Source organism: Vibrio tritonius, from assembly GCF_001547935.1.
Taxonomy (GTDB): domain Bacteria; phylum Pseudomonadota; class Gammaproteobacteria; order Enterobacterales; family Vibrionaceae; genus Vibrio; species Vibrio tritonius.
The window spans coordinates 847423-873058 of the sequence record NZ_AP014635.1; the positions used below are offsets into that span (position 1 = coordinate 847423).

Annotated in this window: 25 protein-coding genes and 1 pseudogene; 24 read left to right on the forward strand and 2 right to left on the reverse strand. The window is 45.8% G+C overall.

The window, feature by feature from the left end:
• The first annotated feature begins 68 nt into the window (after positions 1–68).
• The 17 genes and pseudogenes from JCM16456_RS03995 (at position 69) to flhB (ending at position 15913) form a co-directional block, all read left to right on the forward strand.
• Complete coding sequence (locus JCM16456_RS03995) at positions 69–1121, forward strand: sensor histidine kinase (protein ID WP_068712565.1); 1053 nt, start codon at positions 69–71, stop codon at positions 1119–1121.
• Positions 1121–2539 (forward strand): sigma-54-dependent transcriptional regulator, encoded by a 1419-nt coding sequence (locus JCM16456_RS04000; RefSeq protein WP_068712567.1) that lies wholly within the window; start codon positions 1121–1123, stop codon positions 2537–2539. The genes JCM16456_RS03995 and JCM16456_RS04000 overlap by 1 nt, the downstream gene beginning before the upstream one ends.
• A gap of 82 nt (positions 2540–2621) precedes the next feature.
• Complete coding sequence (gene fliE / locus JCM16456_RS04005) at positions 2622–2933, forward strand: flagellar hook-basal body complex protein FliE (RefSeq protein ID WP_068715872.1); 312 nt, start codon at positions 2622–2624, stop codon at positions 2931–2933.
• Between the two features lie 80 nt (positions 2934–3013).
• Complete coding sequence (gene fliF, locus JCM16456_RS04010; RefSeq protein WP_408068377.1) at positions 3014–4711, forward strand: flagellar basal-body MS-ring/collar protein FliF; 1698 nt, start codon at positions 3014–3016, stop codon at positions 4709–4711.
• Positions 4704–5753: a flagellar motor switch protein FliG gene (gene fliG, locus JCM16456_RS04015; RefSeq protein ID WP_068712571.1), complete on the forward strand. Its 1050-nt coding sequence runs from the start codon at positions 4704–4706 to the stop codon at positions 5751–5753. Before fliF ends, fliG begins: the two co-directional genes overlap by 8 nt.
• Before the next feature lie 77 nt (positions 5754–5830).
• On the forward strand, positions 5831–6637 hold the full coding sequence (gene fliH, locus JCM16456_RS04020) for a flagellar assembly protein FliH (protein ID WP_068712573.1): 807 nt from the start codon (positions 5831–5833) through the stop codon (positions 6635–6637).
• Positions 6637–7962 carry a flagellar protein export ATPase FliI gene (fliI, locus tag JCM16456_RS04025; RefSeq protein WP_068712575.1) on the forward strand — a complete coding sequence of 442 codons (1326 nt, stop codon included), beginning with the start codon at positions 6637–6639 and terminating at the stop codon, positions 7960–7962. The genes fliH and fliI overlap by 1 nt, the downstream gene beginning before the upstream one ends.
• A 3-nt stretch (positions 7963–7965) precedes the next feature.
• Entirely contained in the window at positions 7966–8415 is a 450-nt protein-coding gene (gene fliJ / locus JCM16456_RS04030; RefSeq protein ID WP_068712585.1) for a flagellar export protein FliJ, read from the forward strand.
• A 181-nt stretch (positions 8416–8596) separates the two neighbouring features.
• Positions 8597–10405, forward strand: a complete 1809-nt coding sequence (locus JCM16456_RS04035; protein WP_068712587.1) for a flagellar hook-length control protein FliK — start codon at positions 8597–8599, stop codon at positions 10403–10405.
• A gap of 32 nt (positions 10406–10437) precedes the next feature.
• Positions 10438–10932: a flagellar basal body-associated protein FliL gene (fliL, locus tag JCM16456_RS04040; protein WP_068712589.1), complete on the forward strand. Its 495-nt coding sequence runs from the start codon at positions 10438–10440 to the stop codon at positions 10930–10932.
• Between the two features lie 7 nt (positions 10933–10939).
• Positions 10940–12007, forward strand: coding sequence for a flagellar motor switch protein FliM (gene fliM / locus JCM16456_RS04045; protein WP_068712591.1), 1068 nt, complete (start codon positions 10940–10942; stop codon positions 12005–12007).
• A gap of 16 nt (positions 12008–12023) precedes the next feature.
• Positions 12024–12434 carry a flagellar motor switch protein FliN gene (gene fliN, locus JCM16456_RS04050; RefSeq protein ID WP_068712593.1) on the forward strand — a complete coding sequence of 137 codons (411 nt, stop codon included), beginning with the start codon at positions 12024–12026 and terminating at the stop codon, positions 12432–12434.
• Between the two features lie 15 nt (positions 12435–12449).
• On the forward strand, positions 12450–12836 hold the full coding sequence (gene fliO, locus JCM16456_RS04055) for a flagellar biosynthetic protein FliO (RefSeq protein ID WP_404819152.1): 387 nt from the start codon (positions 12450–12452) through the stop codon (positions 12834–12836).
• 181 nt (positions 12837–13017) lie between these two features.
• A pseudogene (gene fliP / locus JCM16456_RS04060) lies at positions 13018–13698 on the forward strand (flagellar type III secretion system pore protein FliP); the annotation flags it as partial.
• Between the two features lie 13 nt (positions 13699–13711).
• Positions 13712–13981, forward strand: coding sequence for a flagellar biosynthesis protein FliQ (gene fliQ / locus JCM16456_RS04065; RefSeq protein ID WP_068712599.1), 270 nt, complete (start codon positions 13712–13714; stop codon positions 13979–13981).
• Positions 13982–13990: 9 nt separating this feature from the next.
• Positions 13991–14773 carry a flagellar biosynthetic protein FliR gene (gene fliR, locus JCM16456_RS04070; RefSeq protein ID WP_068712601.1) on the forward strand — a complete coding sequence of 261 codons (783 nt, stop codon included), beginning with the start codon at positions 13991–13993 and terminating at the stop codon, positions 14771–14773.
• A 9-nt stretch (positions 14774–14782) separates the two neighbouring features.
• The gene (gene flhB / locus JCM16456_RS04075; RefSeq protein WP_068712602.1) at positions 14783–15913 is read left to right on the forward strand and encodes a flagellar biosynthesis protein FlhB; all 1131 of its coding nucleotides are present in this window, start codon (positions 14783–14785) and stop codon (positions 15911–15913) included.
• 18 nt (positions 15914–15931) lie between these two features.
• Here flhB and smrB read toward each other — a convergent pair whose 3' ends face one another.
• Positions 15932–16486 carry an endonuclease SmrB gene (gene smrB / locus JCM16456_RS04080; RefSeq protein ID WP_068712604.1) on the reverse strand — a complete coding sequence of 185 codons (555 nt, stop codon included), beginning with the start codon at positions 16484–16486 and terminating at the stop codon, positions 15932–15934.
• 63 nt (positions 16487–16549) lie between these two features.
• On the opposite strand from smrB, the gene prmB reads away from it, so the two are divergent.
• The 7 genes from prmB to JCM16456_RS04115 all read left to right on the forward strand — a co-directional run bounded on the left by prmB (position 16550) and on the right by JCM16456_RS04115 (position 23448).
• The gene (prmB, locus tag JCM16456_RS04085) at positions 16550–17482 is read left to right on the forward strand and encodes a 50S ribosomal protein L3 N(5)-glutamine methyltransferase (protein WP_068712606.1); all 933 of its coding nucleotides are present in this window, start codon (positions 16550–16552) and stop codon (positions 17480–17482) included.
• A gap of 178 nt (positions 17483–17660) precedes the next feature.
• Entirely contained in the window at positions 17661–18746 is a 1086-nt protein-coding gene (gene aroC, locus JCM16456_RS04090; protein ID WP_068712608.1) for a chorismate synthase, read from the forward strand.
• A 121-nt stretch (positions 18747–18867) separates the two neighbouring features.
• A complete protein-coding gene (locus tag JCM16456_RS04095) occupies positions 18868–19398 on the forward strand; it encodes an elongation factor P hydroxylase (RefSeq protein ID WP_068712610.1) in 531 nt (176 codons plus the stop codon).
• 10 nt (positions 19399–19408) lie between these two features.
• The gene (locus JCM16456_RS04100) at positions 19409–19672 is read left to right on the forward strand and encodes a YfcL family protein (protein WP_068712612.1); all 264 of its coding nucleotides are present in this window, start codon (positions 19409–19411) and stop codon (positions 19670–19672) included.
• A gap of 109 nt (positions 19673–19781) precedes the next feature.
• The gene (locus tag JCM16456_RS04105) at positions 19782–20309 is read left to right on the forward strand and encodes an NADPH-dependent FMN reductase (RefSeq protein WP_068712614.1); all 528 of its coding nucleotides are present in this window, start codon (positions 19782–19784) and stop codon (positions 20307–20309) included.
• 272 nt (positions 20310–20581) lie between these two features.
• Complete coding sequence (locus tag JCM16456_RS04110) at positions 20582–21514, forward strand: TAXI family TRAP transporter solute-binding subunit (protein WP_068712616.1); 933 nt, start codon at positions 20582–20584, stop codon at positions 21512–21514.
• Positions 21515–21555: 41 nt separating this feature from the next.
• On the forward strand, positions 21556–23448 hold the full coding sequence (locus JCM16456_RS04115) for a TRAP transporter permease (protein WP_068712618.1): 1893 nt from the start codon (positions 21556–21558) through the stop codon (positions 23446–23448).
• Between the two features lie 99 nt (positions 23449–23547).
• On the opposite strand, the gene mnmC is transcribed toward JCM16456_RS04115, so the two are convergent.
• Entirely contained in the window at positions 23548–25572 is a 2025-nt protein-coding gene (gene mnmC, locus JCM16456_RS04120) for a bifunctional tRNA (5-methylaminomethyl-2-thiouridine)(34)-methyltransferase MnmD/FAD-dependent 5-carboxymethylaminomethyl-2-thiouridine(34) oxidoreductase MnmC (RefSeq protein ID WP_068715874.1), read from the reverse strand.
• Positions 25573–25636: the final 64 nt, after the last annotated feature.

Below are 25636 nucleotides of genomic sequence, written 5' to 3' on the forward strand. Positions count from 1 at the left end.
ACAAAAATAGTCTGGCATGCATCTTGCGTGTTAGACTATTGTTTATTTTAATAGGTGGTTTTTCGACGATGGACAACGCCATGGAGCAACATTCGCATTTAGACTCTCTTGAAGATCAAGTCGCACGTTATCGACAGGTTCTTGATGTGATGCCTGCTGGTGTGATTTTGCTTGATACTCAAGGTATCGTTCGTGAAGCAAACCCAGAAGCTAGGCGATTATTGGATGTGCCTCTTCTCGGTGAACGTTGGTTTACCATTATTCAATCGGCGTTCGCCCCACGTGACGACGACGGGCATGAAGTGTCTTTGCGTAATGGCCGCCGTGTGCGTTTGGCAATCTCGGCTTCAACTACGGGTCAGTTAATTTTGGTGACGGACATGACTGAAACGCGTTTGTTACAGTCGCGAGTGAGTGATTTGCAACGGTTGTCTTCGTTGGGGCGCATGGTTGCTTCCTTAGCTCACCAAGTTCGAACGCCATTATCAAGCGCCATGCTTTATGCCGCAAATTTAGGTGCACCTAACTTACCCAGCGCAACTCGAGAACGTTTCCAAACCAAACTGGTTGATCGGTTACACGATTTGGAAAAGCAGGTGAATGACATGCTGTTGTTTGCCAAAGGGGGCGATAACAAAGTTGTGCAGCCTTTTACTGTGGGTGATTTAGTTGCTGAATTTCAGCCAATGGTCGAAACCGTCTTAAAAACCAATCATATTGATTATGCTCAAGAGGTAGAAGAAGAGCAGACTATACTTTTGGGTAATGCGAATGCCATCGCTTCAGCACTGAGTAATTTGGTGATGAATGCGATTCAAATCGTGGGCAAAGGTGCGCAAATTGATGTGTTCTTTCGCCCAGTTAATGGCGAATTAAAAATTTCTGTACAAGACAATGGTCCGGGCGTTCCTTTGGAACTGCAAGATAAGATCATGGAGCCTTTCTTTACCACTCGTTCACAGGGTACTGGGTTAGGCTTAGCCGTTGTGCAGATGGTCTGTCGTGCACACGATGGGCGTTTGGAGCTCATTTCGGAGCCGGAAGAGGGAGCCTGTTTTACCATGTGCTTACCACTTGAACGTAACGTTAGCCCAACCACTTTAGAAACTGGAGAATCATAATGGCTCAAAGTAAAGTCTTGATCGTTGAAGATGATGAGGGTCTACGCGAGGCGTTAGTCGACACACTGGCGTTAGCTGGCTATGAATGGCTAGAGGCCGACTGTGCTGAAGATGCTTTAGTAAAACTAAAAAGTGACGCCGTAGATATTGTTGTCTCAGATGTGCAGATGGCAGGCATGGGTGGCCTCGCGTTGCTCCGTAATATCAAACAGCATTGGCCTAATTTGCCAGTATTGCTGATGACAGCTTATGCCAATATCGAAGATGCGGTATCGGCAATGAGAGAAGGCGCTATCGACTATATGGCTAAACCATTTGCACCTGAAGTGCTACTCAATATGGTTAGCCGTTATGCGCCAGTGAAATCTGACGATGATGGTGATGCTGTTGTCGCTGATGAAAAAAGCCTTAAGCTGCTTGCGCTTGCCGATAAAGTGGCGAAAACCGATGCGAACGTGATGGTGCTAGGACCCAGTGGTTCAGGCAAAGAAGTGATGTCGCGCTACATCCATAATGCCTCTTTGCGTAAAGACGGTCCTTTTGTTGCCATTAACTGTGCAGCGATTCCCGATAATATGTTGGAAGCGACCCTGTTCGGTTATGAAAAAGGGGCGTTTACCGGCGCAGTACAAGCGTGTCCGGGGAAATTTGAACAAGCGCAAAGTGGCACGATTTTACTTGATGAAATCAGTGAAATGGATTTAAACCTGCAAGCCAAATTGCTGCGTGTGTTGCAAGAGCGTGAAGTGGAGCGCTTAGGCAGTCGTAAGAGTATTAAGTTGGATGTGCGTGTTCTGGCGACCAGTAACCGCGATTTAAAACAGTATGTCAAAGAAGGACATTTTCGCGAAGACTTGTACTATCGCTTAAACGTATTTCCAATCGCATGGCCAGCGCTGTGCGAGCGTAAAGGGGATATTGCTCCACTGGCTCAACATTTGGTTGAACGTCATTGTAAGAAATTGGGCTTACCAGTACCGTCACTTTCTACCGATGCGATAAATAAATTGTTAAGCTATTCGTGGCCAGGTAACGTTCGAGAGCTCGATAATGTTATTCAGCGAGCCTTGATTTTGAGTGAGCAGAAAGCGATCGATGATGAGCACATTTTGCTGGAGGGGCTTGATTGGCAAGATGCAACCAGTTTGCAACAAGCGCTTGATAGCAGTGTCGTGCCAAGTGTTAAACCTGTGGCGGATCCTGAGTTATCGCGTGATTTGGCTGGCGAAACACTTGCTTCTTATTCAACGGGGCTTGGTGATGAGCTGCGCGATCAAGAATTCTCTATCATCATGGATACCTTAGTTGAATGTCAAGGTCGTCGTAAAGAGATGGCTGAGAAGCTTGGTATTAGCCCGCGCACATTGCGTTACAAGCTAGCTAAAATGCGTGACGCGGGAATTGATATTCCTAATTGAGTATTTCCGTACTGTGGCATATATATTGCTCTATTAATAGAAATGAACAGTTTTTAGTCAAACTTTTGGCGGCGAGGTCATGATGAGATTAGATGGTTTACAAAGTGAAATGCAGGCAATGAAGCTAGAAGCGACCAATTCTCGTCCCCTAGCTACAGGTCAGAAAGTTGGCGCTGATTTCGGTGACATGTTGTCTAAAGCCATTAATGGTGTCAATGGTCTGCAAAAGACCTCAGGCGACATGCAGGTACGTTTTGACCGTGGCGATGAAAACGTATCGCTTTCTGATGTAATGATTGCACGTAACAAAGCCAGCGTGGCATTCGAAGCAACAATTCAAGTACGCAATAAATTGGTTGAGGCGTATAAAGAATTGATGAATATGCCGGTCTAATGGTTTGATATAGGTAGTAAATTGTGGCTGAAGATAATCATAGCACCGACCTTGCCGTAAGCAGCGGTGGTGAAAATGCAATGATGCCGAGTTCGGGCAGTTCTTCAATGGAGCTGGATACGCAAAATCCAGATGTCGAAGAGAAAAGCTCGAATAAGATGGATTTTGCAATGGGCGATTTGGATCTGTTACGTCAGATCGTTCTGGTACTTTCAATCTCCATTTGTGTGGCGTTGATCGTGATGCTGTTCTTTTGGGTTCGAGAGCCTGAAATGCGTCCGCTCGGTGCATACGATACTGAAGAGTTGATCCCTGTTTTAGATTATCTTGATCAGCAGAAACAAGATTATAAGCTCGATGGCAACACTATCTTGGTGCCAAACTCCGATTACAATAGCCTCAAACTGAACATGGTTCGTGCTGGCGTTAATAAAGGTTCAGATGCTGCTGGCGATGATATTTTGCTAAAAGATATGGGCTTTGGTGTATCGCAACGCCTTGAACAAGAACGTCTCAAGTTAAGCCGAGAGCGTCAACTTGCCAACGCGATTGAAGAGATGCGCCAAGTCAGTAAAGCTCGAGTATTGCTTGCGTTGCCGAAACAAAGTGTTTTTGTACGGCAAAATGAACCTGCCTCTGCATCCGTATTCCTCACCCTGAAAACCGGTTATAACCTCAAACAAGAGGAAGTCGACTCTATCGTTGATATGGTGGCAAGCGCTGTTCCTGGTATGCAACCTACCCGCGTTACTGTCACCGATCAAAACGGTCGCTTACTTAATTCGGGGTCGCAAGATCCAATTTCAACGGCTCGCCGCAAAGAGCAAGATCTCGAACGTAAACAAGAACAAGAAGTTCGCCAAAAAATCGACTCGGTATTGATTCCGATTTTGGGTCTTGGTAACTATACCGCTCAAGTGGATATCGATATGGATTTTAGTGCGGTAGAACAAACCACGAAAAGTTTTGACCCGCAAAAACCAGCGACACGTAGTGAATACACGCTGGAAGATTACAACAACGGTAATGTAGTCGCTGGCGTGCCCGGAGCGCTAAGTAACCAGCCACCAGCCGATGCATCTATCCCTCAAGATGTTGCGCAGATGAAAGATGGTACTGGTGTCGGACAAGGTTCTGTGCATAAAGAAGCGACGCGCAATTATGAATTGGACACTACAATTAGTCATGAACGCAGACAAACCGGCACCATTGCACGCCAGACAGTTGCTGTTGCAGTGAAAAATCGCTCAAGCGTGGATGAGGAAACTGGTGAGGTGACCTACACACCATTGAGTGATGCAGAACTCAATGCTATTCGTCAAGTGCTTATCGGCACCGTGGGCTTTAGTCAAAACCGAGGTGATGTGCTTAATGTACTGAGCATGCAATTTGCGAAACCTCAAGTGGCCGAGGTAGCGGACGTACCTATTTGGGAAAATCCAAACTTCAGTGATTGGATTCGTTGGTTAGCAAGTGCCCTAGTGATTATTGTTGTGGTTATGGTATTGGTTCGCCCTGCGCTGAAAAAACTGCTCAACCCAGCGGCGGTGGAAGACGATTCACTCTACGGCCCAGACGGTTTGCCTATTGGAGCTGATGGTGAAACCAGCTTAATTGGTAGCGAAATTGATGGTGGTGAGCTGTTTGAGTTTGGCTCTGGTATTGATTTGCCGAACTTGCATAAGGATGAGGACGTACTCAAAGCAGTACGTGCCTTGGTGGCTAACGAGCCTGAACTTGCGGCTCAAGTAGTGAAGAACTGGATGCAAAATGCCTGAACAAAATAACCCCAATGGCGGTGAGTTGACCGAGTCTACCGCAGATATTTCGGAAATCCCTGGCGAAGAGCGCGCAGCTATTCTGTTGCTCAGTCTTAATGAAGATGATGCAGCTGGCATTATTCGTCACCTTGAGCCAAAACAGGTTCAACGTGTTGGTAGTGCCATGGCGAAAGCAAAGGATTTAAGCCAAGAAAAGGTGGGTGTAGTGCACCGTGCTTTTTTGGAAGATATCCAAAAATACACCAACATTGGTATGGGTAGTGAAGACTTCATGCGTAATGCCTTGGTGGCCGCTTTAGGTGCTGATAAAGCCAATAACTTGGTTGATCAAATACTATTAGGAACGGGATCGAAAGGTTTGGATTCATTGAAGTGGATGGATCCTCGTCAAGTGGCGAGCATCATCGTCAACGAACACCCGCAGATTCAGACTATCGTACTGTCCTATCTAGAGCCTGACCAATCTGCCGAAATTTTGGCTCAGTTTGCTGAGCGTGACCGCCTCGATTTGATGATGCGTATTGCTAACCTTGAAGAAGTTCAACCATCCGCACTGGCAGAGTTGAATGAAATTATGGAGAAACAGTTTGCGGGTCAAGCGGGTGCTCAGGCTGCGAAAATTGGTGGCTTGAAAGCAGCTGCAGACATCATGAACTACCTCGACAACAATGTTGAAGGTGTGCTCATGGATCAAATGCGTGAGCAAGATGAAGATTTGGCAACCCAAATTCAAGATTTGATGTTCGTGTTCGAAAATCTGGTGGAAGTCGACGATCAGGGTATTCAAAAATTGCTGCGTGATGTTCCTCAAGACGTATTGCAGCGTGCCCTTAAAGGTGCTGATGATGCTCTGCGTGAGAAGATTTTCAAAAACATGTCCAAACGTGCTGCTGAATTGATGAGAGACGATTTGGAAGCAATGGCGCCAATCAAGGTGTCCGATGTAGAAGCGGCACAAAAAGAAATTTTGGCGATTGCGCGCAAAATGGCCGATCAAGGCGAAATTATGTTGTCTGGTGGGGCCGACGAATTCTTGTAATTTGCAGTGCAGATACCTTACCCCAAGGGGCCACCAAATGGGGCCCCTTAATTTGTTTTTAGAGCATAGGAATTCTCATGTCTGGTGAAAGAAAACGCGGGTTTATACGTCTTGACGCGAATACAGCCACAAGTGACCAGCCTAAAAAGTGGGGGCTGACTGATTATGCGGCAGAGCAAAGTTCGCAAGCAAAAGAGACCGCATTAAATTATGACCCAGGGTGGATGCCTTCTTTTGATGAACCTGAAGTTGAAGAGCCAAAACCACTCTCTGTCGAAGATATTGAAGCGATTCGTCAGGCTGCGTACCAAGAAGGTTTAGAGCAAGGCAAGGCCGAGGGGCATGCACTTGGTTTTGAGCAGGGCAAGGAAGAAGGGTTCCAAGCCGGTCACACTGAAGGTGTAGAAGCAGGGCATCAAGAAGGGCTTGCGGCGGGTCAAGAGCAAGTTCAACAACAAGTTGCTCACTTTGTTGAGATGGCGAACCAGTTTTCACAACCGCTTGAGTTGATGAATGCTCAAGTAGAAAAACAATTGGTTGATATGGTGTTGGTATTGACCAAAGAAGTCGTGCACGTTGAGGTCAAAACCAATCCACAAATCATTCTTGATACGGTTAAAGCTTCGGTGGAAGCATTACCAATCGCTGGTCATGCTATCACCCTCAAACTGCATCCTGATGATGTCGAAACTATTCGCCAAGCTTATGGCGACAAAGAACTCGACTTTCGCCAATGGACCTTAGTTGCTGAGCCGGCTCTAAGTGTTGGCGATGTTCAAATCGAAGCGAGCGATTCAAGTGTGAATTACCGCATGGAAGAGCGGATTCGTTCGGTATTAAATAATTTTTGCGGTACTAACCGTCACCAAGCGGGTTTAGAGTAATGCTGTCGTTAGCCGAGCGTCTTTCTCACTACAAAACCGAAGGACTAACTAATCGTCCAATTGCATCGGGCAAATTGGTGCGCGTAGTGGGGTTAACTTTAGAAGCCACGGGGTGCCGAGCTCCCATTGGCAGTTTATGTCATATCGAAACCATGAATGGCGTGATGGAAGCTGAAGTGGTGGGATTTTCCGGTGACAACCTTTTTCTGATGCCCAGTGAGCAGATAACTGGAATCTTACCTGGTGCAAAAGTCACACCGTTGACGGAAGCGGCGGGAATGCCAGTGGGCATGGAACTGCTCGGTCGGGTAGTGGATGGGGTTGGTAATCCTCTTGATGGGTTAGGACCTATTTATACAGAGAATCATGCTTCATTAGATGCCCAACCTATCAACCCGCTAGCACGTAAGCCGATTGATGAGCCTTTAGATGTGGGAATTAAGGCGATCAATGGCTTACTGACCGTGGGTAAAGGACAGCGTATCGGTTTATTTGCCGGTTCTGGTGTAGGTAAGTCGGTTACTCTAGGGATGATGACTCGTGGTACCACTGCACAAGTTGTGGTGGTGGGGCTTATCGGTGAACGTGGTCGCGAAGTAAAAGAATTCATTGAAGAAATTTTAGGCGTTGAAGGACGCCAACGAGCAGTGGTGGTTGCAGCGCCAGCCGATGCCTCGCCTCTGATGCGATTAAAAGGTTGTCAGACAGCACTAACGATAGCCGAGTATTTTCGTGACCAAGGGCTTGATGTGTTGTTACTGATGGATTCGTTGACTCGCTTTGCTCAAGCGCAACGTGAGATTGCTTTATCGGTTGGTGAGCCTCCTGCAACCAAAGGGTATCCGCCTTCTGTGTTTGCTAAGTTGCCAGCCTTGGTTGAAAGAGCGGGTAATGGTGGCCCCGAGCAAGGTTCAATCACGGCATTTTTTACTGTGTTGACCGAAGGGGATGATTTACAAGACCCGATTGCCGATGCATCTCGTGCTATTTTGGATGGACATATTGTGTTGTCTCGAGAAATGGCCGATGCGGGTCATTATCCAGCGATTGATGTTGAAAAATCGGTCAGCCGTGTGATGCCGCAAGTAACGGATGAAGAGCATGTGTTGATGTCTAAAGCGGTACGTCAGGTGTTGTCTCTCTGTCGCAAAAACCAAGATTTGGTGTCAATTGGTGCTTATAAACCGGGAACAGATCAGGCTATTGATAGCGCGTTTACCCTTAAGCCGAAGCTGGATCAGTACCTACAGCAAGGTATGAAAGAGTCGGTTCCTTACGACATGTGCGTCAATATGTTACGTCATGTGCTAGGTGTAGGAGGGTAGTAGATGAACAGCGCGTTAGAGTTCTTATTGGACCAAGCAAAAGAGAACGAAAATAAAGCTGTGATGGCTCTCAGCCAAGCTCGAACTGAACTGCAAAATTATTATGAACAAATTGAACAGATTGAACAGTATCGCTTGGATTATTGCCAACAGTTGGTCGACCGAGGCAAGTCGGGGTTAACCGCAAGTCAATATGGGCATCTGCAGCGTTTTTTAAACCAATTAGACGAAACACTTTCTACCCAGCGTCAAGCGGAAAGTCACTTTAAACAGCAAGTGGATAACTGTGAGCAACATTGGTTAGAACAGCGAAAACAAAGACGCTCTTACGAATGGTTGATTGAGAAAAAACAGCGAGATGCTTCATTGCTGCAAGAGAAGCGCGACCAAAAAATGATGGATGAGTTTTCTACGTTAAGCTTCAATCGTCGCCGTCTTAACTCTGGACATTAACGAATCTGTTACGTTTTGGCGTGAATTTTGCACCATATGCGAATGCAGGCAGATTAATGCTCCAGTCTAAAGCACAACATCTGCTGCATAAAAGTATTCAAATAAATGAATCTTTGCATTTTCACTGAAATGCTGACAAAGGATATTTCAGTGGCCAAATTAGCCGTATTAGTGCGAGTGAATGGATATGAATGTTAATACCACATCTTCGGTTAGCAGCGGAAAATCTGCAGAATTATTAAAAGCTTCAGCGGATGCGAGCACTGAGAGCAGTGATGGTGTCTCTGAAGGTTTTCTCGATAAGCTACTCTCTTTGATGTTTGGTGGTAAAGAAGAGGTGGCTGAAAGTAAAGATGGAACAGCGCAGCTATCTGATAAAGAGGCAGTAACTGATGGTGAAGATGCGACGACTTTACTGAGCCATACATTGAAAGAAAAAGGGTTACAAGGGCTTTCTGCTGAACAGTTACAGGCACTTACCGAACTGAGTGATGCAGATTTAACACTGATTGCTCAACAGCAAGGTGTCGAGATTGATGACTTTAAAGCGCAGGTTTCTCATGAACTCTCTGCTGATACGGCAGCGGACATTAAATCACAAACATCTCTGGACGCTCAATCCGATATCAAGGATGCTGAAGCGATTAAAAGCCAATCAGCCCAATGGATGAATGCCGGCCAGCAACTATTAGGTAAGTTGCATCAAGCCAATCAAACTCTCGCAGGGCCGACTTCAAATGAAGCAAGCGGCAAAGCTTTGCCTCAAGAGCAATTGTTAGCTCAAGCAAAGTTGCAAGATACCGTACCAACTGATGCTCTTTCCGATAAAGAGTTGCTAGAGCTTAAACGTTGGCATGAGCTTTCTCAGCCAGAGGCTCAAGCCGAAGTAGACGCGGTCATTGCGAGTAGCCCAATCAGTGAGCAAGAGTTTGCTCAATTGATGGCGGTTAAGCAGAAGCATCCTGAATTAACCCAAGATCAACTTAAAGCTTTATTGGCAGCTCAACGCGAATTGCAACAAGAAGCTCAAGAATCTATGCCAACACTGGCAAGTGCAGCGGTCAATGGTGTGGCAGTTGGAACGTCTGGACAAGAGGCGGTTACCCCGCAGAATACAGCGGGAGCTGATGCAACAATGAGTGACAAACAAAAGTTGCATCAATTACAAGAGATGGCCGCGCTTAAGACGGGCTCTTCTACTCATTCGCAAGCCAATTCCCAGCCATTGCCTCAACACAACAATACGTTGGTAACGGATAAATCATTAGCTACATCGCAGGTCGTTGGCAATCAAGATGCAACGACGCAGCAATCTATTATTTCAGCTAATCCAATGGCGGCCGTTGCGGCTGCAAGTGATAAAGGCGTAACTGAGGCGGTACTAAAATCGACTTTGGGAGCCAAGGCGTTAGACGGTTTGAATAAAGGCAAACCCGCAGCATCGGGTGGCCAAGAAGCCTCTTTCGCTCACCAATTGGCTTCTGCAGCTGGACAGTCTTTGAGTGGCACCAATGGTGTAGCTCGAGCTGAAGCGACTGTGGCGCAACACAACGCAGTCCAATTGACCAAAGACGGTAGTGCAGCAGATCAATTGGCTGACCGTGTGCAAATGATGATGTCAAAGAACTTAAAGCAAATTGATATTCGACTTGATCCACCAGAACTGGGTCGTATGCATATCAAAATGCAGATGCACGCGGATGGTGGTGCCTCTGTCCACTTTACTGTTGCAAACCAACATGCTCGTGATGCCTTAGAACAATCGGTACCACGTTTACGAGAAATGTTATCTCAACAAGGTGTGCAGCTTGGTGGTACGTCAGTTCAACATCAAGGTGCTGGTCAACAGCAAGGGTATGCCGCAGCCGGGGGACAATCTGGTCAATCTGGCAGCGGTTCTTCACTGGGAAATCAAGAAAATCATGATGCGGACATCAAACTTGATTTGAATGTGGCATCAAAGCGTGATGGAATCAGTTATTACGCTTAAAATGATAAAAAACATAACCGTGTAGGAAAATTATGGCTGACGACGATGTACAAGATGCCCCTAAAGGGAAAAGTAAGTTACTGATCATTATTATTGCGGTGGTGGTATTGCTTGCCGCAGGTGGTGGTGCAGCTTTCTTCTTCATGGGGGGAAGCGACGATGAGCAAGTTGAAGCGGCAGCTAAAGAGGAGGTTGTCACTCCTGCTCTGCCTGTATCCTATGTCAATATTGCTCAGCCATTTGTATTCAATGTGTCGGGTGATAAACGTAACCGTATGGTGCAGGTAAAAGTGCAATTGATGGTGCGTGGGCCTGAAAATGAAGAATTGGCTCGTTACCATTCACCATTGATTGAAAGTACCATTTTATCTACCTTTGCTTCGGCAACGGTAGAACAACTGCGAACTCCAACAGGACGTATAGAGTTACGTGATAAAGCAACAGAAGACATTAAATCAGCTCTTTCCAAAGCGGTTGGAAATCCAGTGATTGAGCGGGTTTTGTTTACTGATTTTGTAATGCAATAGGTGTGCTGTGACCGATCTATTAAGCCAAGACGAAATTGATGCGCTACTCCACGGGGTAGACAGCGTTGATGATGTAGAAGATGAAGTAGAAAGCCAAGATGTGAATACTGCTTCATTCGACTTCTCATCACAAGATCGTATTGTCCGTGGTCGAATGCCAACATTAGAACTGATTAACGAGCGTTTTGCTCGCCATATGCGAATCAGTTTATTTAATATGTTGCGTAAAACGGCAGAAGTATCCATCAATGGTGTTCAGATGGTTAAATTCGGTGAATACCAGAACACTCTGTATGTTCCTACCAGTTTGAACATGGTGCGCTTTCGTCCGTTAAAAGGGACGGCATTGGTGACCATGGAAGCACGGTTAGTGTTTATTTTGGTAGAAAACTTTTTTGGTGGTGATGGGCGTTACCATGCGCGTATTGAAGGGCGTGAATTTACTCCAACCGAACGACGCGTTATTCAGTTATTACTGAAAATTGTGTTTGAAGATTACAAAGAGGCATGGTCTCCGGTCATGGGGGTTGAGTTTGAATATTTGGACTCAGAAGTGAACCCAAGTATGGCGAACATTGTTAGCCCGACTGAAGTGATTGTGGTGAGTTCGTTCCACATTGAAGTTGATGGTGGGGGCGGAGACTTCCATGTTGTTATGCCTTATTCGATGGTTGAACCCATCCGCGAACTGCTCGATGCTGGTGTGCAATCTGACAAGATGGAAACCGACGTACGTTGGAGTTCTGCACTGCGCGAAGAGATTATGGATGTTCCAGTCAACTTTCGTGTCAACTTACTTGAAAAAGACATCGCACTGCGTGATTTGATGGAATTGCAACCGGGGGATATCATTCCGATTGATATGCCTAAACATGCAACCATGTTTGTTGAAGAACTTCCGACTTATCGCGTTAAAATGGGACGGGCCGGAGATAAACTGGCAGTACAGGTGTCAGAAAAAATTAAACGGCCAGATGTGGTTAAAACCGATTTGGCGTTTTTAGGTAAAGATATTATCGCTGAGCTTGAAAATGAAGAGGATGATGAACTGCCTCGCCATAACGGCTTAGATTAAACAAAGGGTGACACAGATGTCAAAAAGTGAAGATCAACGGCTGGCTGATGAATGGGCTGCTGCGTTAGGTGAAGATCCAAGCGCTCCTGAGGTTGACGTAGACGAAGTTCTTGCTGCCCCTTTAGATGAGCTACAAGATACCTCTTCGCCGATTAGCGATGACGAACGTCGTAAACTTGACACCATCATGGACATTCCGGTCACCATTTCGATGGAAGTGGGACGTTCAAAAATCAGTATTCGTAACTTATTACAGCTTAACCAGGGTTCCGTTGTCGAGCTTGATCGAATTGCGGGTGAGTCTTTGGATGTGATGGTTAACGGTACATTGATTGCGCATGGCGAAGTGGTGGTAGTCAACGATAAATTTGGTATTCGTTTAACCGACGTTATTAGCCAAACTGAACGCATTAAGAAACTGAGATAGCCCATGAAAAGACTCATGGGATTTGTGCTTGGTGTGATAAGTACTCCGGTTTTGGCGCAAGAAACTAAGCCGGGACAGTTTGATATAGCGACCACAGTAGGGTCGCTATTGTTCGTTATTGCCCTGATTCTTTTTCTTGGCTGGTTAATGAAACGTATGCGTGTTCCAACCATCGGCCAGCAAAAAGGTTTGAGTATTGTGCGCCAAATTCCGGTCGGTACCAAAGAGCGCATCATGATTGTTCAAGCTGGCGAAGAACAGTTTTTGGTGGGGGCGACCAGTCAGTCAATCCAATTAATTGCTAAGTTAGATACGCCTTTAGCGCAAGAGGAAATCAGTGCGACGCCTTTTGCTATGCAATTAAGTAACCTATTGAAGAAAAATGATAAAAAATCATCTTAATGCTCATGCCTTTACGGTGAAATCTTGGGCGGTTGCTATGTGGCTAGGTCTGGCAATTTTGTTGTGCCCGACCGTTTCTTTTGCGCAAGCAGAACAAGACAATGCCACGTCTCCTAGCATGTCGTTTTCCACCAGTACCACGCAAAGCAGTAATGGCAGTAAATCCATTGCGATTACCAACCGCACTGGTGGTGTGCCCGCTTTAACCGTGACGACGAACCCAGACGGTAGTGAAGATTATTCGGTCAATCTGCAAATTCTGGCCTTGATGACCATGCTGGGCTTTTTGCCCGCGATTGTGATTTTGATGACCTCCTTTACTCGTATTGTGGTGGTGATGTCGATTTTGCGTCAAGCGATGGGATTACAACAAACACCATCGAACCAAGTCATCATTGGTATCGCGCTGTTTTTGACCTTTTTTATCATGTCCCCCGTGTTCAGCCGGATTAACGACCAAGCGATTCAGCCCTATTTGAATGATCAAATTAACGCACGCCAAGCGTTTAATTTGGCAGAAGCGCCGATGAAGTCGTTTATGCTCAAACAGACACGCTTAAAAGATTTGGAAACCTTCGTTAATATTTCTGGGGCTAAAGTGGATCAGCCGGAAGATGTCTCAATGGCGATTTTGATTCCAGCGTTTATTACATCGGAGCTAAAAACAGCCTTCCAAATTGGTTTTATGTTGTTTTTACCTTTTCTTATCATCGACTTGGTGGTTGCTTCTGTTTTGATGGCCATGGGTATGATGATGTTGTCACCCATGATTGTTTCGTTGCCATTTAAACTCATGCTGTTTGTACTGGTAGATGGCTGGAACCTTATTTTGTCGACCTTAGCCGGCAGTTTTGTCATGTGACTAGGGAGATGTCATGACACCCGAAATCTTTGTCGAACTGTTTCGTCATGCACTTTGGATAGTGTTGGTGATGGTGTGTGCCATTGTGGTTCCGAGTTTGCTTATTGGTTTGGTGGTTGCGGTATTTCAGGCCGCAACCTCAATTAACGAACAGACGTTGAGCTTTTTGCCACGTTTGATTGTGACTTTATTGGCGTTGATGTTCTTTGGACACTGGATGACTCGAATGCTGATGGAGTTTTTCTACTCGATGATTGAGCAGTTACCTCAGGTGATTCACTAGAGGTTTAGCATGGAATATCCAGCCACCGCAGTTCTCGATTTCATTGCCAACTATTTTTGGCCTTACACCCGGATCTCTGCCATGTTGATGGTCATGACGGTTACCGGGGCGCGTTTCGTTTCGTCGCGTATACGTCTGTATCTTGGCTTAGCGATTACTTTTGCGGTGATGCCAGCCATTCCTGCAGTACCGAGCAACATTGATTTATTTTCCCTACAAGGTGCGATTGTCACGTTCCAGCAGATTGTGATTGGTGTGGCGATGGGGATGGTCACGCAATTTCTTATCCAAACCTTTGTCTTGTTGGGACAAATATTAGGTATGCAATCAAGCTTAGGTTTTGCCTCTATGGTTGACCCTGCGAACGGGCAAAGTACGCCATTGCTTGGTCAGCTATTTATGTTTTTGGCGACCATGTTTTTCCTCGCTAGTGATGGGCATTTAAAAATGATTCATTTAGTGGTGATGAGTTTTAAAACGCTCCCCATTGGTGAGTCATCATTAACCGCAGTGGATTTTAGAGAGTTAGCTTTGTGGTTCAGTACTATCTTTAAAGTAGCACTGAGCATGTCGTTAGCGGGTATTGTGGCTCTGCTCACGGTGAACTTATCATTCGGGGTAATGACCCGTGCTGCGCCACAGTTGAACATCTTCTCTTTAGGCTTTTCATTCGCTCTGTTGATCGGTTTGCTGTTGTGCTGGTATCTGATTGGTGATTTGTACAATCAGTATGACTTATATTGGACTGAAGGTGAGGGTCAGCTTTGTCGCTTGATCCGCGCCAACTGTTAGGAGGCTGCATTGGCAGAAGCTGACGGTCAAGAACGTACCGAAGAGGCCACGCCCCGAAGGCGCGAGCAGGCCAAAGAAAAAGGTCAGGTCGCGCGATCTAAGGAGTTAGCATCGGTTTCCGTACTCGTCATGGGAGCCTTGTCGCTAATGTGGTTTGGTGGAGCACTAGCAAAAGGGTTGCTGGTGTCGATGCGTCGTTTGTTCAGTTTGAGTCGTGAAGAGATTTTCGATATCGGTAAACTTATTGATATTGCGCTTGGTTCTTTCTCACAACTTCTGATGCCGCTCATTCTTATATTGACTACACTCTTTGTCGCTGCGTTTATTGGCGCTGCTGGGGTCGGGGGCATCAGTTTCTCGGCGCAAGCTGCGATGCCTAAATTTTCTAAAATGAATCCACTGAGTGGCTTTAAGCGCATGTTTGGCATGCAAAGTTGGGTTGAATTAGGCAAGTCAATATTAAAAGTGCTGTTGGTGGCTGGTGTCGCTTTTTATCTTATTGATGCTGCCAAATACGATTTATTTCAATTGGCTTCCGATGTTTATCCAGAGAATATCTTTCACGCTTTACGTATTTTGCTCAACTTTGTCTTACTTATCAGCTGTTCTTTGCTGGTGGTGGTGGCAATCGATATTCCTTTTCAATTATGGCAACACTCAAATCAATTGAAGATGACCAAACAGGAAGTGAAAGACGAATACAAAGATACGGAAGGTAAACCTGAAGTGAAAGGGCGTATTCGAATGTTGCAACGCGAAGCGGCACAACGACGAATGATGGCGGATGTTCCACAAGCGGATGTTATCGTGACCAACCCAGAACACTTTTCCGTGGCTTTACGTTATAAACAAAATACCGATAAAGCCCCAGTGGTTGTCGCTAAAGGGGTTGACCACTTAGCCATGAAAATTCGTGAGGTAGCAAGAGAGCATGACATTGCGATTGTTCCTGCACCACCATTGGCTCGTGCTCTTTATCACACCACTGAGTTAGAGCAGGAAATTCCCGACGAGCTGTTTATTGCGGTCGCACAAGTGTTGGCGTACGTGTTCCAGTTAAAACAGTACCGTCGCCGAGGTGGCCAGCGTCCAGTTCTTAACGAAAAAGGCATGGAAATTCCGCCAGACATGCGTTTCTGACGGTTTTTCTCTCAGGTATTAGCGATCTGGAATGGAGAGCAGCACCAGCAGTGCTCCCATGCCTCCAAACTCAAGTGGTGCTTGGTGAAACGCCAGTACGTCGGGGTGTTGTGCTAACCAAAGTGGCACTTTCTCTTTCAAAATGTGCTTGCCGATACCGTGTTGTACACAGGCACAGCAGACACTCTCCTTCAAACAGTAAGCAATCATGGCACCAAGCTCGCGTTTGGCTTCCTGCTGTGTCATACCATGCATATCTAAAAATACATCTGGCACGTAAACGCCCCGACGAAGTTTCTTTACTTCGTATTTCGATACATTCGCCCGTGCATAACGAGTTGGCCCCTCATCACTTAGGTGTGGCATGAACTCATCGGAGAAATAAAAGTCGTTATCGCTCGCTTCGCGTTCATTTCGACGAATTTCTTTCTGTTTAGTGTTTCTTTTTGGTGGCTGGACTATGGTATCCTGACGGAACTTTTTTACGCCCTTTACTGCGTCCTGAAATAAAGCGAAATCGTCATCGCCCTCGAATTTATCGTAATTTTTGAAGTCGGTGTCTTTATTGCTCATTAGGGGTTGATAATCTTTAATTAATCGAAACTAGCAGTATTGTAGCGCTTTTTGGAGGCAAATTTGGATAAGATTTTCGTCGATGAAGCGGTTTCTGAACTGCATACGCTTCAAGATATGATTCGTTGGACTGTGAGCCGTTTTAACGCAGCTAACCTATTTTACGGCCATGGCACTGATAATGCTTGGGATGAAGCGGTACAACTGATTCTACCAACCCTTTATTTACCCATCGATGTGCCTCCTCATGTGTTGAACTCACGTTTGACCAGCAGTGAACGTTTACGTGTTGTCGAGCGAGTGATTAAGCGTATTAATGAACGTACGCCAGTTGCTTATTTGACGAACAAAGCATGGTTCTGCGGTCTTGAGTTTTATGTGGATGAACGTGTATTGGTGCCTCGTTCACCAATTGGTGAAATGATCCAGAACCAATTTGAACCTTGGTTAGTGGAAGAGCCAACACGTATTATGGACTTGTGTACCGGGAGTGGTTGTATTGCAATTGCGTGTGCCCATGCGTTCCCTGATACCGAAGTCGATGCGGTTGATATTTCGACTGATGCACTTCAAGTGGCTGAGCAAAACATTCAGGATCATGGTTTGGAGCAGCAGGTAACACCTCTGCGTTCGGACTTGTTCCGTGACCTACCGAAAGTTCAGTACGACCTTATCGTGTCTAACCCACCTTACGTGGATCAAGAAGATATGGACAGTTTACCAGATGAGTTTCGTCATGAGCCTGAACTAGGCCTTGCAGCGGGCTCTGATGGGCTAAAATTGGTACGTCGCATTTTTGCTAATGCACCAGACTATTTGACTGAAAATGGTATTTTGATCTGTGAAGTGGGTAACTCTATGATCCACTTAATGGAACAATACCCAGAAATGCCATTCACTTGGATTGAGTTTGAAAACGGTGGTCATGGCGTGTTTATGCTGACTCGCCAACAATTAGTCGATTGTGCAGAAGAGTTTAAACTGTACCGCGACTAAGTCATCTAACTCTGCTTAACGCCGGCTTCTTTGCCGGCGTTTTTCGTTGTGACGAATTTGTCAGCGATTAGCGCTTTACATCATTTCGTAATAAAGCCACTATTGAGCTACGAAGAATAGTAATGTTGGTTAAAAGCCGACACATTGTTGCGCTTTTAACTGCCTAATTGAGGAAAGAATGGCAGGAAATAGTATCGGACAACACTTCCGAGTGACAACATTCGGGGAAAGTCACGGTATCGCACTAGGATGTATTGTCGACGGTTGTCCCCCTGGACTCGAGATCTCAGAAGCGGATCTTCAGGTGGATTTAGACCGACGTCGCCCTGGCACGTCCCGTTATACCACTCAACGCCGTGAACCTGATGAAGTGAAAATTTTATCTGGGGTGTTTGAGGGGAAAACCACAGGGACTTCGATTGGTTTATTAATTGAAAACACCGATCAGCGCTCGAAAGATTATTCTGACATTAAAGACAAATTCCGTCCTGGTCACGCCGATTACACTTATCATCAAAAATACGGCAATCGTGATTATCGTGGTGGCGGTCGTTCATCGGCTCGCGAAACCGCTATGCGTGTAGCAGCAGGGGCGATTGCGAAAAAATACCTTAAAGATCGTTTCGGTATTGAAATTCGCGCCTATTTATCACAAATGGGCGATGTGACCATCGATAAAGTCGATTGGAACGAGATTGAGAACAACCCGTTCTTCTGCCCAGATGTGGATAAAGTGGACGCGTTTGATGAGCTGATTCGTGAACTCAAGAAAGAGGGTGATTCGATTGGCGCGAAGATCCAAGTCGTAGCAACCAGCGTTCCTGTTGGTCTCGGTGAGCCTGTGTTTGATCGCTTAGATGCGGACATTGCACATGCTCTTATGAGTATTAACGCAGTCAAAGGCGTTGAGATTGGCGATGGATTCGATGTGGTAAATCAGCGTGGTAGTCAACATCGTGATCCGCTAACACCAACCGGTTTTAAAAGTAATCATGCCGGTGGTATTTTAGGTGGTATCTCAAGTGGTCAAGAGATCGTGGCGAATATTGCGTTAAAGCCAACGTCGAGCATCACGATTCCAGGTGACACCATCACTAAAGAGGGTGAAGCTACTCAACTGATTACCAAAGGTCGTCATGACCCATGTGTGGGCATTCGTGCAGTGCCTATCGCAGAAGCGATGTTGGCCATTGTTTTAATGGATCATCTATTACGACATCGTGGGCAAAATGCCGATGTGGTAACGGAAACACCGCAAATCTAACGTTGATTAAGATAAAAAAGGCATCCATGCGGATGTCTTTTTTGTTTCTCCTTTACCTTGGCGGGAAAATCTGGAAAATGCTCGCCGTCTATCCCGTGTTATTAGCCTAAGCAGTAAAATCATGACTCATCAGAATACGGATATTATCCGGATCTTTAATGAAACGTTCTTCGATCAATATCAAACGCGGTTGGAGCTGGGTGGCGATGAACCTATCTATCTTCCGGCCGATGAACAACACGATTATCACCGCATTATTTTTGCGCGTGGTTATTATGCGTCAGCATTGCATGAAATTGCCCATTGGCTGGTGGCGGGGCCAGAGCGGCGTTTGTTAGAAGATTTTGGCTATTGGTATGAACCGGATGGCCGAACTGCTGAAGTTCAAGCTGAGTTCGAAAATGTCGAAGTTCGTCCGCAAGCCTATGAATGGATTATCGCCGTGTCTGCCGGTTTCCCTTTTAACGTGAGCTGCGATAACCTCAATGGTGATTTTGAACCTGATCGACTCGCGTTTATGCAGCGAGTACATCGTGAAGTGATGTCGATTTTAGACACCGGATTACCCCCGAGAGTTGCTCAACTCTCCGCGGCTTTACGTGCTTTTTACCAGACACCGCCCGTGTCTGCTGAGCTATTTACAGTGAAATAACGAGAAGAATATGATTATTGAATTTGAAGAAAAACTATTGGCGATTATCGACGAACGTATCGCTCATGCTAGTGACGATGAACTGTTTGCCGGTGGCTACCTTCGTGGTCATATTTCTCTTTCTGCGGCAGCTTGTGAAGAAGAAGGTATTACTGATCTTGATATATTTAAACAACGCATTGAAGCAAGTTTAAATGACGCCCGCAGCGAATTAACCCCGGCAGATCAAGTCATTGTGAATGGTCTTTGGCATGAGTTGTTAGCTCACGCTTAACATACGAGTTTATTCAAATAAATTGAATGATTCTGTATGTTTTTTGTGCTTGTTGCCATGTAACTTAAGGATTAACCTTTAGATATCGACTTAATACGAGGTTAATGACATGAAAGTTATCGCTTATGGAGCAAGCACCAGCTCAACATCGATCAATAAAGCACTAGCGACTTATGCTGCAAAACAGATTGATGGTGCAGAAGTGACAGTATTGGATATTAATGATTATCCAGTGCCAATGTTTAGTGAAGATAAAGAGAAAGAGATCGGTCAAGCCGAAGGCGCTAAAGCGTTTTTAGATGCGATTGCTCAAGCGGATGCTTTGGTTATCTCTTTTGCCGAACATAATGGCCACTATCCAGCTGCATACAAAAACTTGTTTGACTGGGCAACTCGTATTGACCGTAGTGTATTTAAAGATATTCCTGCTGTTTATCTTGCCACTTCACCAGGTCCTGGTGGTGCTGCGTCTGTTTTGGCTGCTGCCGTCGGTTCAGCTTCTTTCTTTGGTGGTAATGTGAAAGATTCTATCTCCATCCCGGCGTTCTACGATAATTTCAATGTAGAAACTGGAGAAGTGACTAACTCCGAAATTGCAGCCCAAATTAAAGCGGCAGTTGCTAAGTTATCTGCATAAATAGTTCTTTTATGTGAATAAAAACCCCGCAATGCGGGGTTTTTTTCTATTTAAATTCCTGCCAACCTCTCATTTTCTAGATGCTCAGATTGACGTTATGTTGAATGTCTAAGATAAATGTCTGGGTAATACCTAAAAAGGATTAGGTTTTTCTGCCCTCACAATGCTGCAGATCACCGGGAGTTGGTGAATTGCATCTCATCCCCTCCATTTACCTTCAGTGTTGTAGAGATTAGACCTAAGTAAGGGATATAAATACAAGGAGTACAAGAATGTACCGAATGATCAAACGAGGATTGTTAGCACTAACATTGGCGGTTTCTTTACCGGCATTAGCGGAAAACTACACCATAGGAACCGGAAGCCAAAGTGGTACCTATTATCCTCTTGGTGGCATCTTGGCGAAAATTTGGAGTGAAAATCTACCTGACTTTAATATGCGTGCAGAAGTGACCGCAGCTTCGGTAGAAAACACCATTAAAGTAGCAACGGGTAAACAGCTGGTTGGTGTTTCTCAAGGTAATGTCGTACTGCAAGCCGCGCAAGGGGAAAAGCCTTTTCCTCGAAAAATGGATGTAACCGTATTGTTTGCTCTCTATCCAAATGTTGTGCAGTTTATTGTGCCAGCCGATTCCGATATCCATTCCATTATGGATTTAAAAGGGAAGAAAGTTTCTTTGGGGGCTCCTGGTTCTGGTACTCGTGTGAGTGCAACGAATATTCTGCAAACCCTCGGTATCTCAACCGACGACATCAGAGCTCAGTCTCTTAATTACACCGCGACCACCAATGCGATTGCTAATGGGCAAATCGATGCGGGCGTGATTGTGGGCAGTTTAGGTGTTGGGGCAATTACCGAATTAGCCTTAACTCGTGATATTCGCATATTGTCATTTACGGCTGATGAATTAAAAAAAATCACAGCAGCCAACCCTTCTTATATCGAGCAAGATGTACCCAAAGACAGCTACAATAACGTACCCGCCTTTCAAGCACCTGCTGTATGGAATGTTTTAGTCGTTAACAATAAACTCGATCCGAAGTTAGCGTACCAAATGACAAAAGTGGCGTTTGAGCACATGGATGACATTCGTAAAGTGATTAATGTTACTCAGTTTACTACTGTAGAAAACATGAACAAACTGAATGGGATAGCGCTTCATCCAGGGGCCGAAAAATATCGTCAGGAACAGATGAGTCAATAATCGCCCTCTCTAAAAACTGACCTTTTTGCATGGAGTTAGCGATGAGTCAGAATAGCAATTTGAATCGGAAGTTAGCCGATTTTCTTACCTTGATAGCCGCGTTTGTGGCTATCGTTTTTTCTATTTTTCAGTTATGGCAGAGCTTGACAGCTCACCTTTCAGCACCCGTATTTTTGCCGCTTCATTTGAGCTGGGTATTGATGCTGGTCTTTTTGGCTTACCCTTTGTGTCGCAATGAAGATCATACCCCAAAGTACCTATTAGGGCGGGCTATTGATTTACTTTTAATGGTGGTTACTTGTTGGGCCACATGGCGCATAGCTCAGTTTGATTATGACGACATCAGCTTTTTGCTTGATGGCTTAACCATGGAAGACCAGATTGCAGGTATTGTGGTGATCGTCGCGTTAATGGAAGCAACCAGACGAACCGTTGGCATAATTATGGTGCTGATTGCGGTGATCTTTTTAGCTTACGCACTATTTGGCAACGCGTTGCCAGCTAATATTGCCAGCAAGGGATTTTCTGTCGAAGAGATTATCCGTTTCCATATTTTCTCCACTAACGGGGTGTATGGTGCGCCACTGGCCATCTCTGCGGGGGTGGTGTTTATCTTTGTCTTGTTTGGCGCGTTTTTACAGGTGACAGGCGCTGGACAATTTTTCATTGATATGGCATTTGCCGTGGCGGGCAAGTATCGCGGAGGACCCGCGAAAGCGAGTGTGATTGCCTCAGCAGCGTTGGGCTCGATTTCAGGAAGTGCGATAGCAAACACGGTTACCACTGGTGCGTTGACGATTCCCATGATGAAAAAGCTCGGCTACAAAGCAGAGCAAGCGGCTGGGATTGAAGCTGCGGCATCGACTGGTGGGCAAATTATGCCTCCTGTGATGGGAGCGGGCGCATTTGTGATGGCGCAATTTACCGGTATTCCTTACAGCGATATTTTGCTGGTTTCTATCGCCCCTGCGATTTTGTATTTCATGTGTACCTTGCTCTATGTCCATCTTATGGCGTGTAAACTGGGCCTTGAAGGCATGACAGTGACGGAAAAAATGCGTGTGGTGCTGGTCAACGGTTGGCACTTTTTAGTGCCTTTGGTACTTATTACGTTACTGTTATTACTCAGTTACTCGCCGGTATTGGTCGGGGTTGCAGGCTGTGTAGCGATTTTGGCTGCAGCAATGCTGCGTAAAGCAACGCGCATTCATTGGCGTGATTTCTTTGAAGGAATGAAGCAGGGCGCGTTGTTGATTTTACCCATTTCGGCTGCGTGTGCGACGGCAGGGATAGTGGTTGGTGTGGTAGGCCAAACTGGAATTGGATTGCAATTTACCCAATTTTTGATCGCGATGTCTGGCGGTTATCTGTGGTCTGTACTGGCGCTGATCGCTTTAGCTGCGGTTATCTTAGGCATGGGATTACCGGTGACAGCTGCTTATATTGTATTGTCGATTATGGCTGTGCCAGCCTTGATGAAGTTGGGCGTGAGTCTACTTGCCGCACATATGATTGTGTTTTGGTTATCTCAAACTTCGAACGTGACTCCTCCAATTGCTCTCGCGGCATTTGCTGGCGCGGGAATTGCCAATGCCAGTCCAATGCGCTCGGCCGTGCAAGCGTTCAAATTGGCACAAGGATTCTTTTTAATTCCGGCGATGATGGCCTTTTCTGGTCTGATTTTCCTAGATGAATCGATCTGGCACTTTATCGTTTCTATTATCGCTACCATCACTCTGTTTGTTGCGTTTGCTGGTGGTATTGAAGGACGTTTGGTGCAGGAGCTGACATGGCTAGAGCGTGCGATTCTGCTGGTAATGGCTCTTGTCGTGCTTTTTTCTAGCGATATTGTGCGTTTAGTTGCGATGTGTGTCGTGATCGCTATTGCGGTGATCAATGCTCGTCATCACATTGCGAAGGTTGTTCAGTCATAGAGCGATCTCGCAACCAATATCACACCAGTTAATGAAAAAGGACCGTTACGGTCCTTTTTCATTGTATCTTGCCTTCCTCACGAGCTGCTTGGGAGAGGGTTAGCTGTATTTGGTTGTTATTGGACGGCCCTTACGCAGTTTACGTACCCACATTCGACTTGGATGGAGTGCTTCCAACACTTGGCTTGGTAATGGTATCGGATGCTGGCACATCTGTGAGGCCAACACTTCTGCAAGCAGAGGTGCTGAACTTAACCCGCGCGCGCCTAAGCCAATAAATGCATATAAATCGGGATATTGGCTTATGCTCGGTATTTGGTCATCACTCATTTCTGGTAGTTGTTGATATTGATTAACTATGGCATCAAATTGACCGACATTGCCGACAAAAGGTAAATGATCGCGGCTCACACAGCGCACGCCTTGGCGTGATTCGTTACCACTGGTATCCACCTGTTTAGCCCATTCTTTATCTGGAAGACACTTCACCAAACGTTGACCGTTTTCAATTTGATCGTCAGGGTTAAATTGATTATCTAGCTGACCACGGTGATAGCTGGCACCGATGCAATGTTGGTGATTATTCGGATTCACTGGCGTCATATATCCGTCATAACACAATACGGTCTTGAGTGCGCCTATGGCTGCATTCGTTGGTATATGGCTTACCTGACCTTTGACCTTATTAAGCGGAATCATTCGAGTTTGCTCGAATTGATCAAATTGATGGCCATTAGCCACGACCACTGCTTGGTGAGGAAAGACGTGGTCATTTACCTGAAGGAGCCACTGGGAGTTATCAGGTTCGCGAGTCAATTGAGTGACTGTAGAGTAGTACTGCACAGCAAAAAGATCATCATGTGCTAAATGCTCAATCAGCCCTTGGGTTAACTGGGCAGGAGAGAGCCAGCCACCGAGTGGGTAGCTAATCGCATCCATACCGATCTCTACACCGGTAACCGCGTCCGTTTCAGTGGCATTAAGCCCTTGTACAAGGCTTGTATCGTATTGACCTTGTAATAATTGGCTTAGTTTTTTCGTCGATTTATCATCCCACATTAATTGAGTTACACCACACCAATCATGGTCGTAGGCTATCTGCTTGGCAGCCTGGTCGGCAAATTGTCTGGCGTAAAGAAATGCGGGAGCAAATAGGCGTGAAATGTCGTTTTGCACGTCGTTCAGTAATGGGTAAACCGCTCCTTGGCGGTTCCCTGATGCACCTTGTGCGGGCTGCTCATCTTGGCAGTACAAGGTGACCTTGATGCCACGACGAACTAACGAGTAGGCTAAGGTTGCGCTGGCAATACCTCCGCCGATAATGGCGACATCATGAAGATTATCCGTACCGTGACGAGCAAAACAGGGATGAATGTTGCTAAAAGGCGTTTTCTGTTCAATTTTGCCAGCGATCATTTCTCGTTTAGTGCCAAAGCCTTTGACTTTCTTCATCGCAAACCCTGCTTCAATCAGTCCGCGGCGGACAAAGCCAGCAGCGGTGAAGGTGGCGACGGAACAGTCGACCTTGGCGAGACGAGCCATGTTGTTAAATAGAGTTTGGTTCCACATCTCTGGGTTTTTGCTTGGGGCAAAACCATCAAGAAACCACGCATCGACCAAACCATGGTGGTTGGTTGGAACACTTGGCATGCAATCTTTGATGTCGCCAAACCATAAATCCAATGTTATTGCGCCATCGGCCAAGACTAAACGATGACATTCTGGCACTGCTGGAGGATAATATTCGTGTAATTGGCTGGCATATTCCGCAAGTTCGGGCCAAGCTTGATGTGCTTTGATGAGATCTTGCTTACTCAGTGGAAACTTTTCAAAGCTAATAAAATGCAGTGATTTCAGCTTGGCATCTGGATTCTCTTGTCGGAAGATGTCGAACCATTGCCAAAGTGCCAGAAAATTTAGTCCGGTACCGAAGCCAGTTTCAGCGACAACGAAACGATCTTGGTCATAATCATGCCATCTTTGTGGGAGATGATTCTGGGTCAAGAAAACGTAACGCGTCTCTTCTAAGCCGTTTACGTTGGAAAAATAGACGTCATCAAACTGATCAGAAACAGGCGTACCAGCGTCGTTCCAGTCGAGCTGAGCATGGGTAATAGAGGTCATCATGGGTGATTTCTATGAAAAACAGGCAAAAGATGATTAAGATTGTACGGATTTATAGGAAAGC

Excerpts from the sequence above, each read along its gene's own strand:
- JCM16456_RS04095 (WP_068712610.1), top strand. The coding sequence starts at position 18,868 with ATGACTCATCAGAATACGGATATTATCCGGATCTTTAATGAAACGTTC.
- fliJ (WP_068712585.1), top strand. The coding sequence starts at position 7,966 with ATGAACAGCGCGTTAGAGTTCTTATTGGACCAAGCAAAAGAGAACGAA.
- fliR (WP_068712601.1), top strand. The coding sequence starts at position 13,991 with ATGGAATATCCAGCCACCGCAGTTCTCGATTTCATTGCCAACTATTTT.
- aroC (WP_068712608.1), top strand. The coding sequence starts at position 17,661 with ATGGCAGGAAATAGTATCGGACAACACTTCCGAGTGACAACATTCGGG.
- fliL (WP_068712589.1), top strand. The coding sequence starts at position 10,438 with ATGGCTGACGACGATGTACAAGATGCCCCTAAAGGGAAAAGTAAGTTA.
- fliN (WP_068712593.1), top strand. The coding sequence starts at position 12,024 with ATGTCAAAAAGTGAAGATCAACGGCTGGCTGATGAATGGGCTGCTGCG.
- fliH (WP_068712573.1), top strand. The coding sequence starts at position 5,831 with ATGTCTGGTGAAAGAAAACGCGGGTTTATACGTCTTGACGCGAATACA.
- JCM16456_RS04105 (WP_068712614.1), top strand. The coding sequence starts at position 19,782 with ATGAAAGTTATCGCTTATGGAGCAAGCACCAGCTCAACATCGATCAAT.
- fliO (WP_404819152.1), top strand. The coding sequence starts at position 12,450 with ATGGGATTTGTGCTTGGTGTGATAAGTACTCCGGTTTTGGCGCAAGAA.
- fliI (WP_068712575.1), top strand. The coding sequence starts at position 6,637 with ATGCTGTCGTTAGCCGAGCGTCTTTCTCACTACAAAACCGAAGGACTA.
- JCM16456_RS04110 (WP_068712616.1), top strand. The coding sequence starts at position 20,582 with ATGTACCGAATGATCAAACGAGGATTGTTAGCACTAACATTGGCGGTT.
- JCM16456_RS04100 (WP_068712612.1), top strand. The coding sequence starts at position 19,409 with ATGATTATTGAATTTGAAGAAAAACTATTGGCGATTATCGACGAACGT.
- JCM16456_RS04000 (WP_068712567.1), top strand. The coding sequence starts at position 1,121 with ATGGCTCAAAGTAAAGTCTTGATCGTTGAAGATGATGAGGGTCTACGC.
- JCM16456_RS04115 (WP_068712618.1), top strand. The coding sequence starts at position 21,556 with ATGAGTCAGAATAGCAATTTGAATCGGAAGTTAGCCGATTTTCTTACC.
- fliE (WP_068715872.1), top strand. The coding sequence starts at position 2,622 with ATGAGATTAGATGGTTTACAAAGTGAAATGCAGGCAATGAAGCTAGAA.
- fliQ (WP_068712599.1), top strand. The coding sequence starts at position 13,712 with ATGACACCCGAAATCTTTGTCGAACTGTTTCGTCATGCACTTTGGATA.
- fliG (WP_068712571.1), top strand. The coding sequence starts at position 4,704 with ATGCCTGAACAAAATAACCCCAATGGCGGTGAGTTGACCGAGTCTACC.
- mnmC (WP_068715874.1), bottom strand. The coding sequence starts at position 25,572 with ATGACCTCTATTACCCATGCTCAGCTCGACTGGAACGACGCTGGTACG.
- JCM16456_RS03995 (WP_068712565.1), top strand. The coding sequence starts at position 69 with ATGGACAACGCCATGGAGCAACATTCGCATTTAGACTCTCTTGAAGAT.
- smrB (WP_068712604.1), bottom strand. The coding sequence starts at position 16,486 with ATGAGCAATAAAGACACCGACTTCAAAAATTACGATAAATTCGAGGGC.
- JCM16456_RS04035 (WP_068712587.1), top strand. The coding sequence starts at position 8,597 with ATGGATATGAATGTTAATACCACATCTTCGGTTAGCAGCGGAAAATCT.
- fliF (WP_408068377.1), top strand. The coding sequence starts at position 3,014 with ATGATGCCGAGTTCGGGCAGTTCTTCAATGGAGCTGGATACGCAAAAT.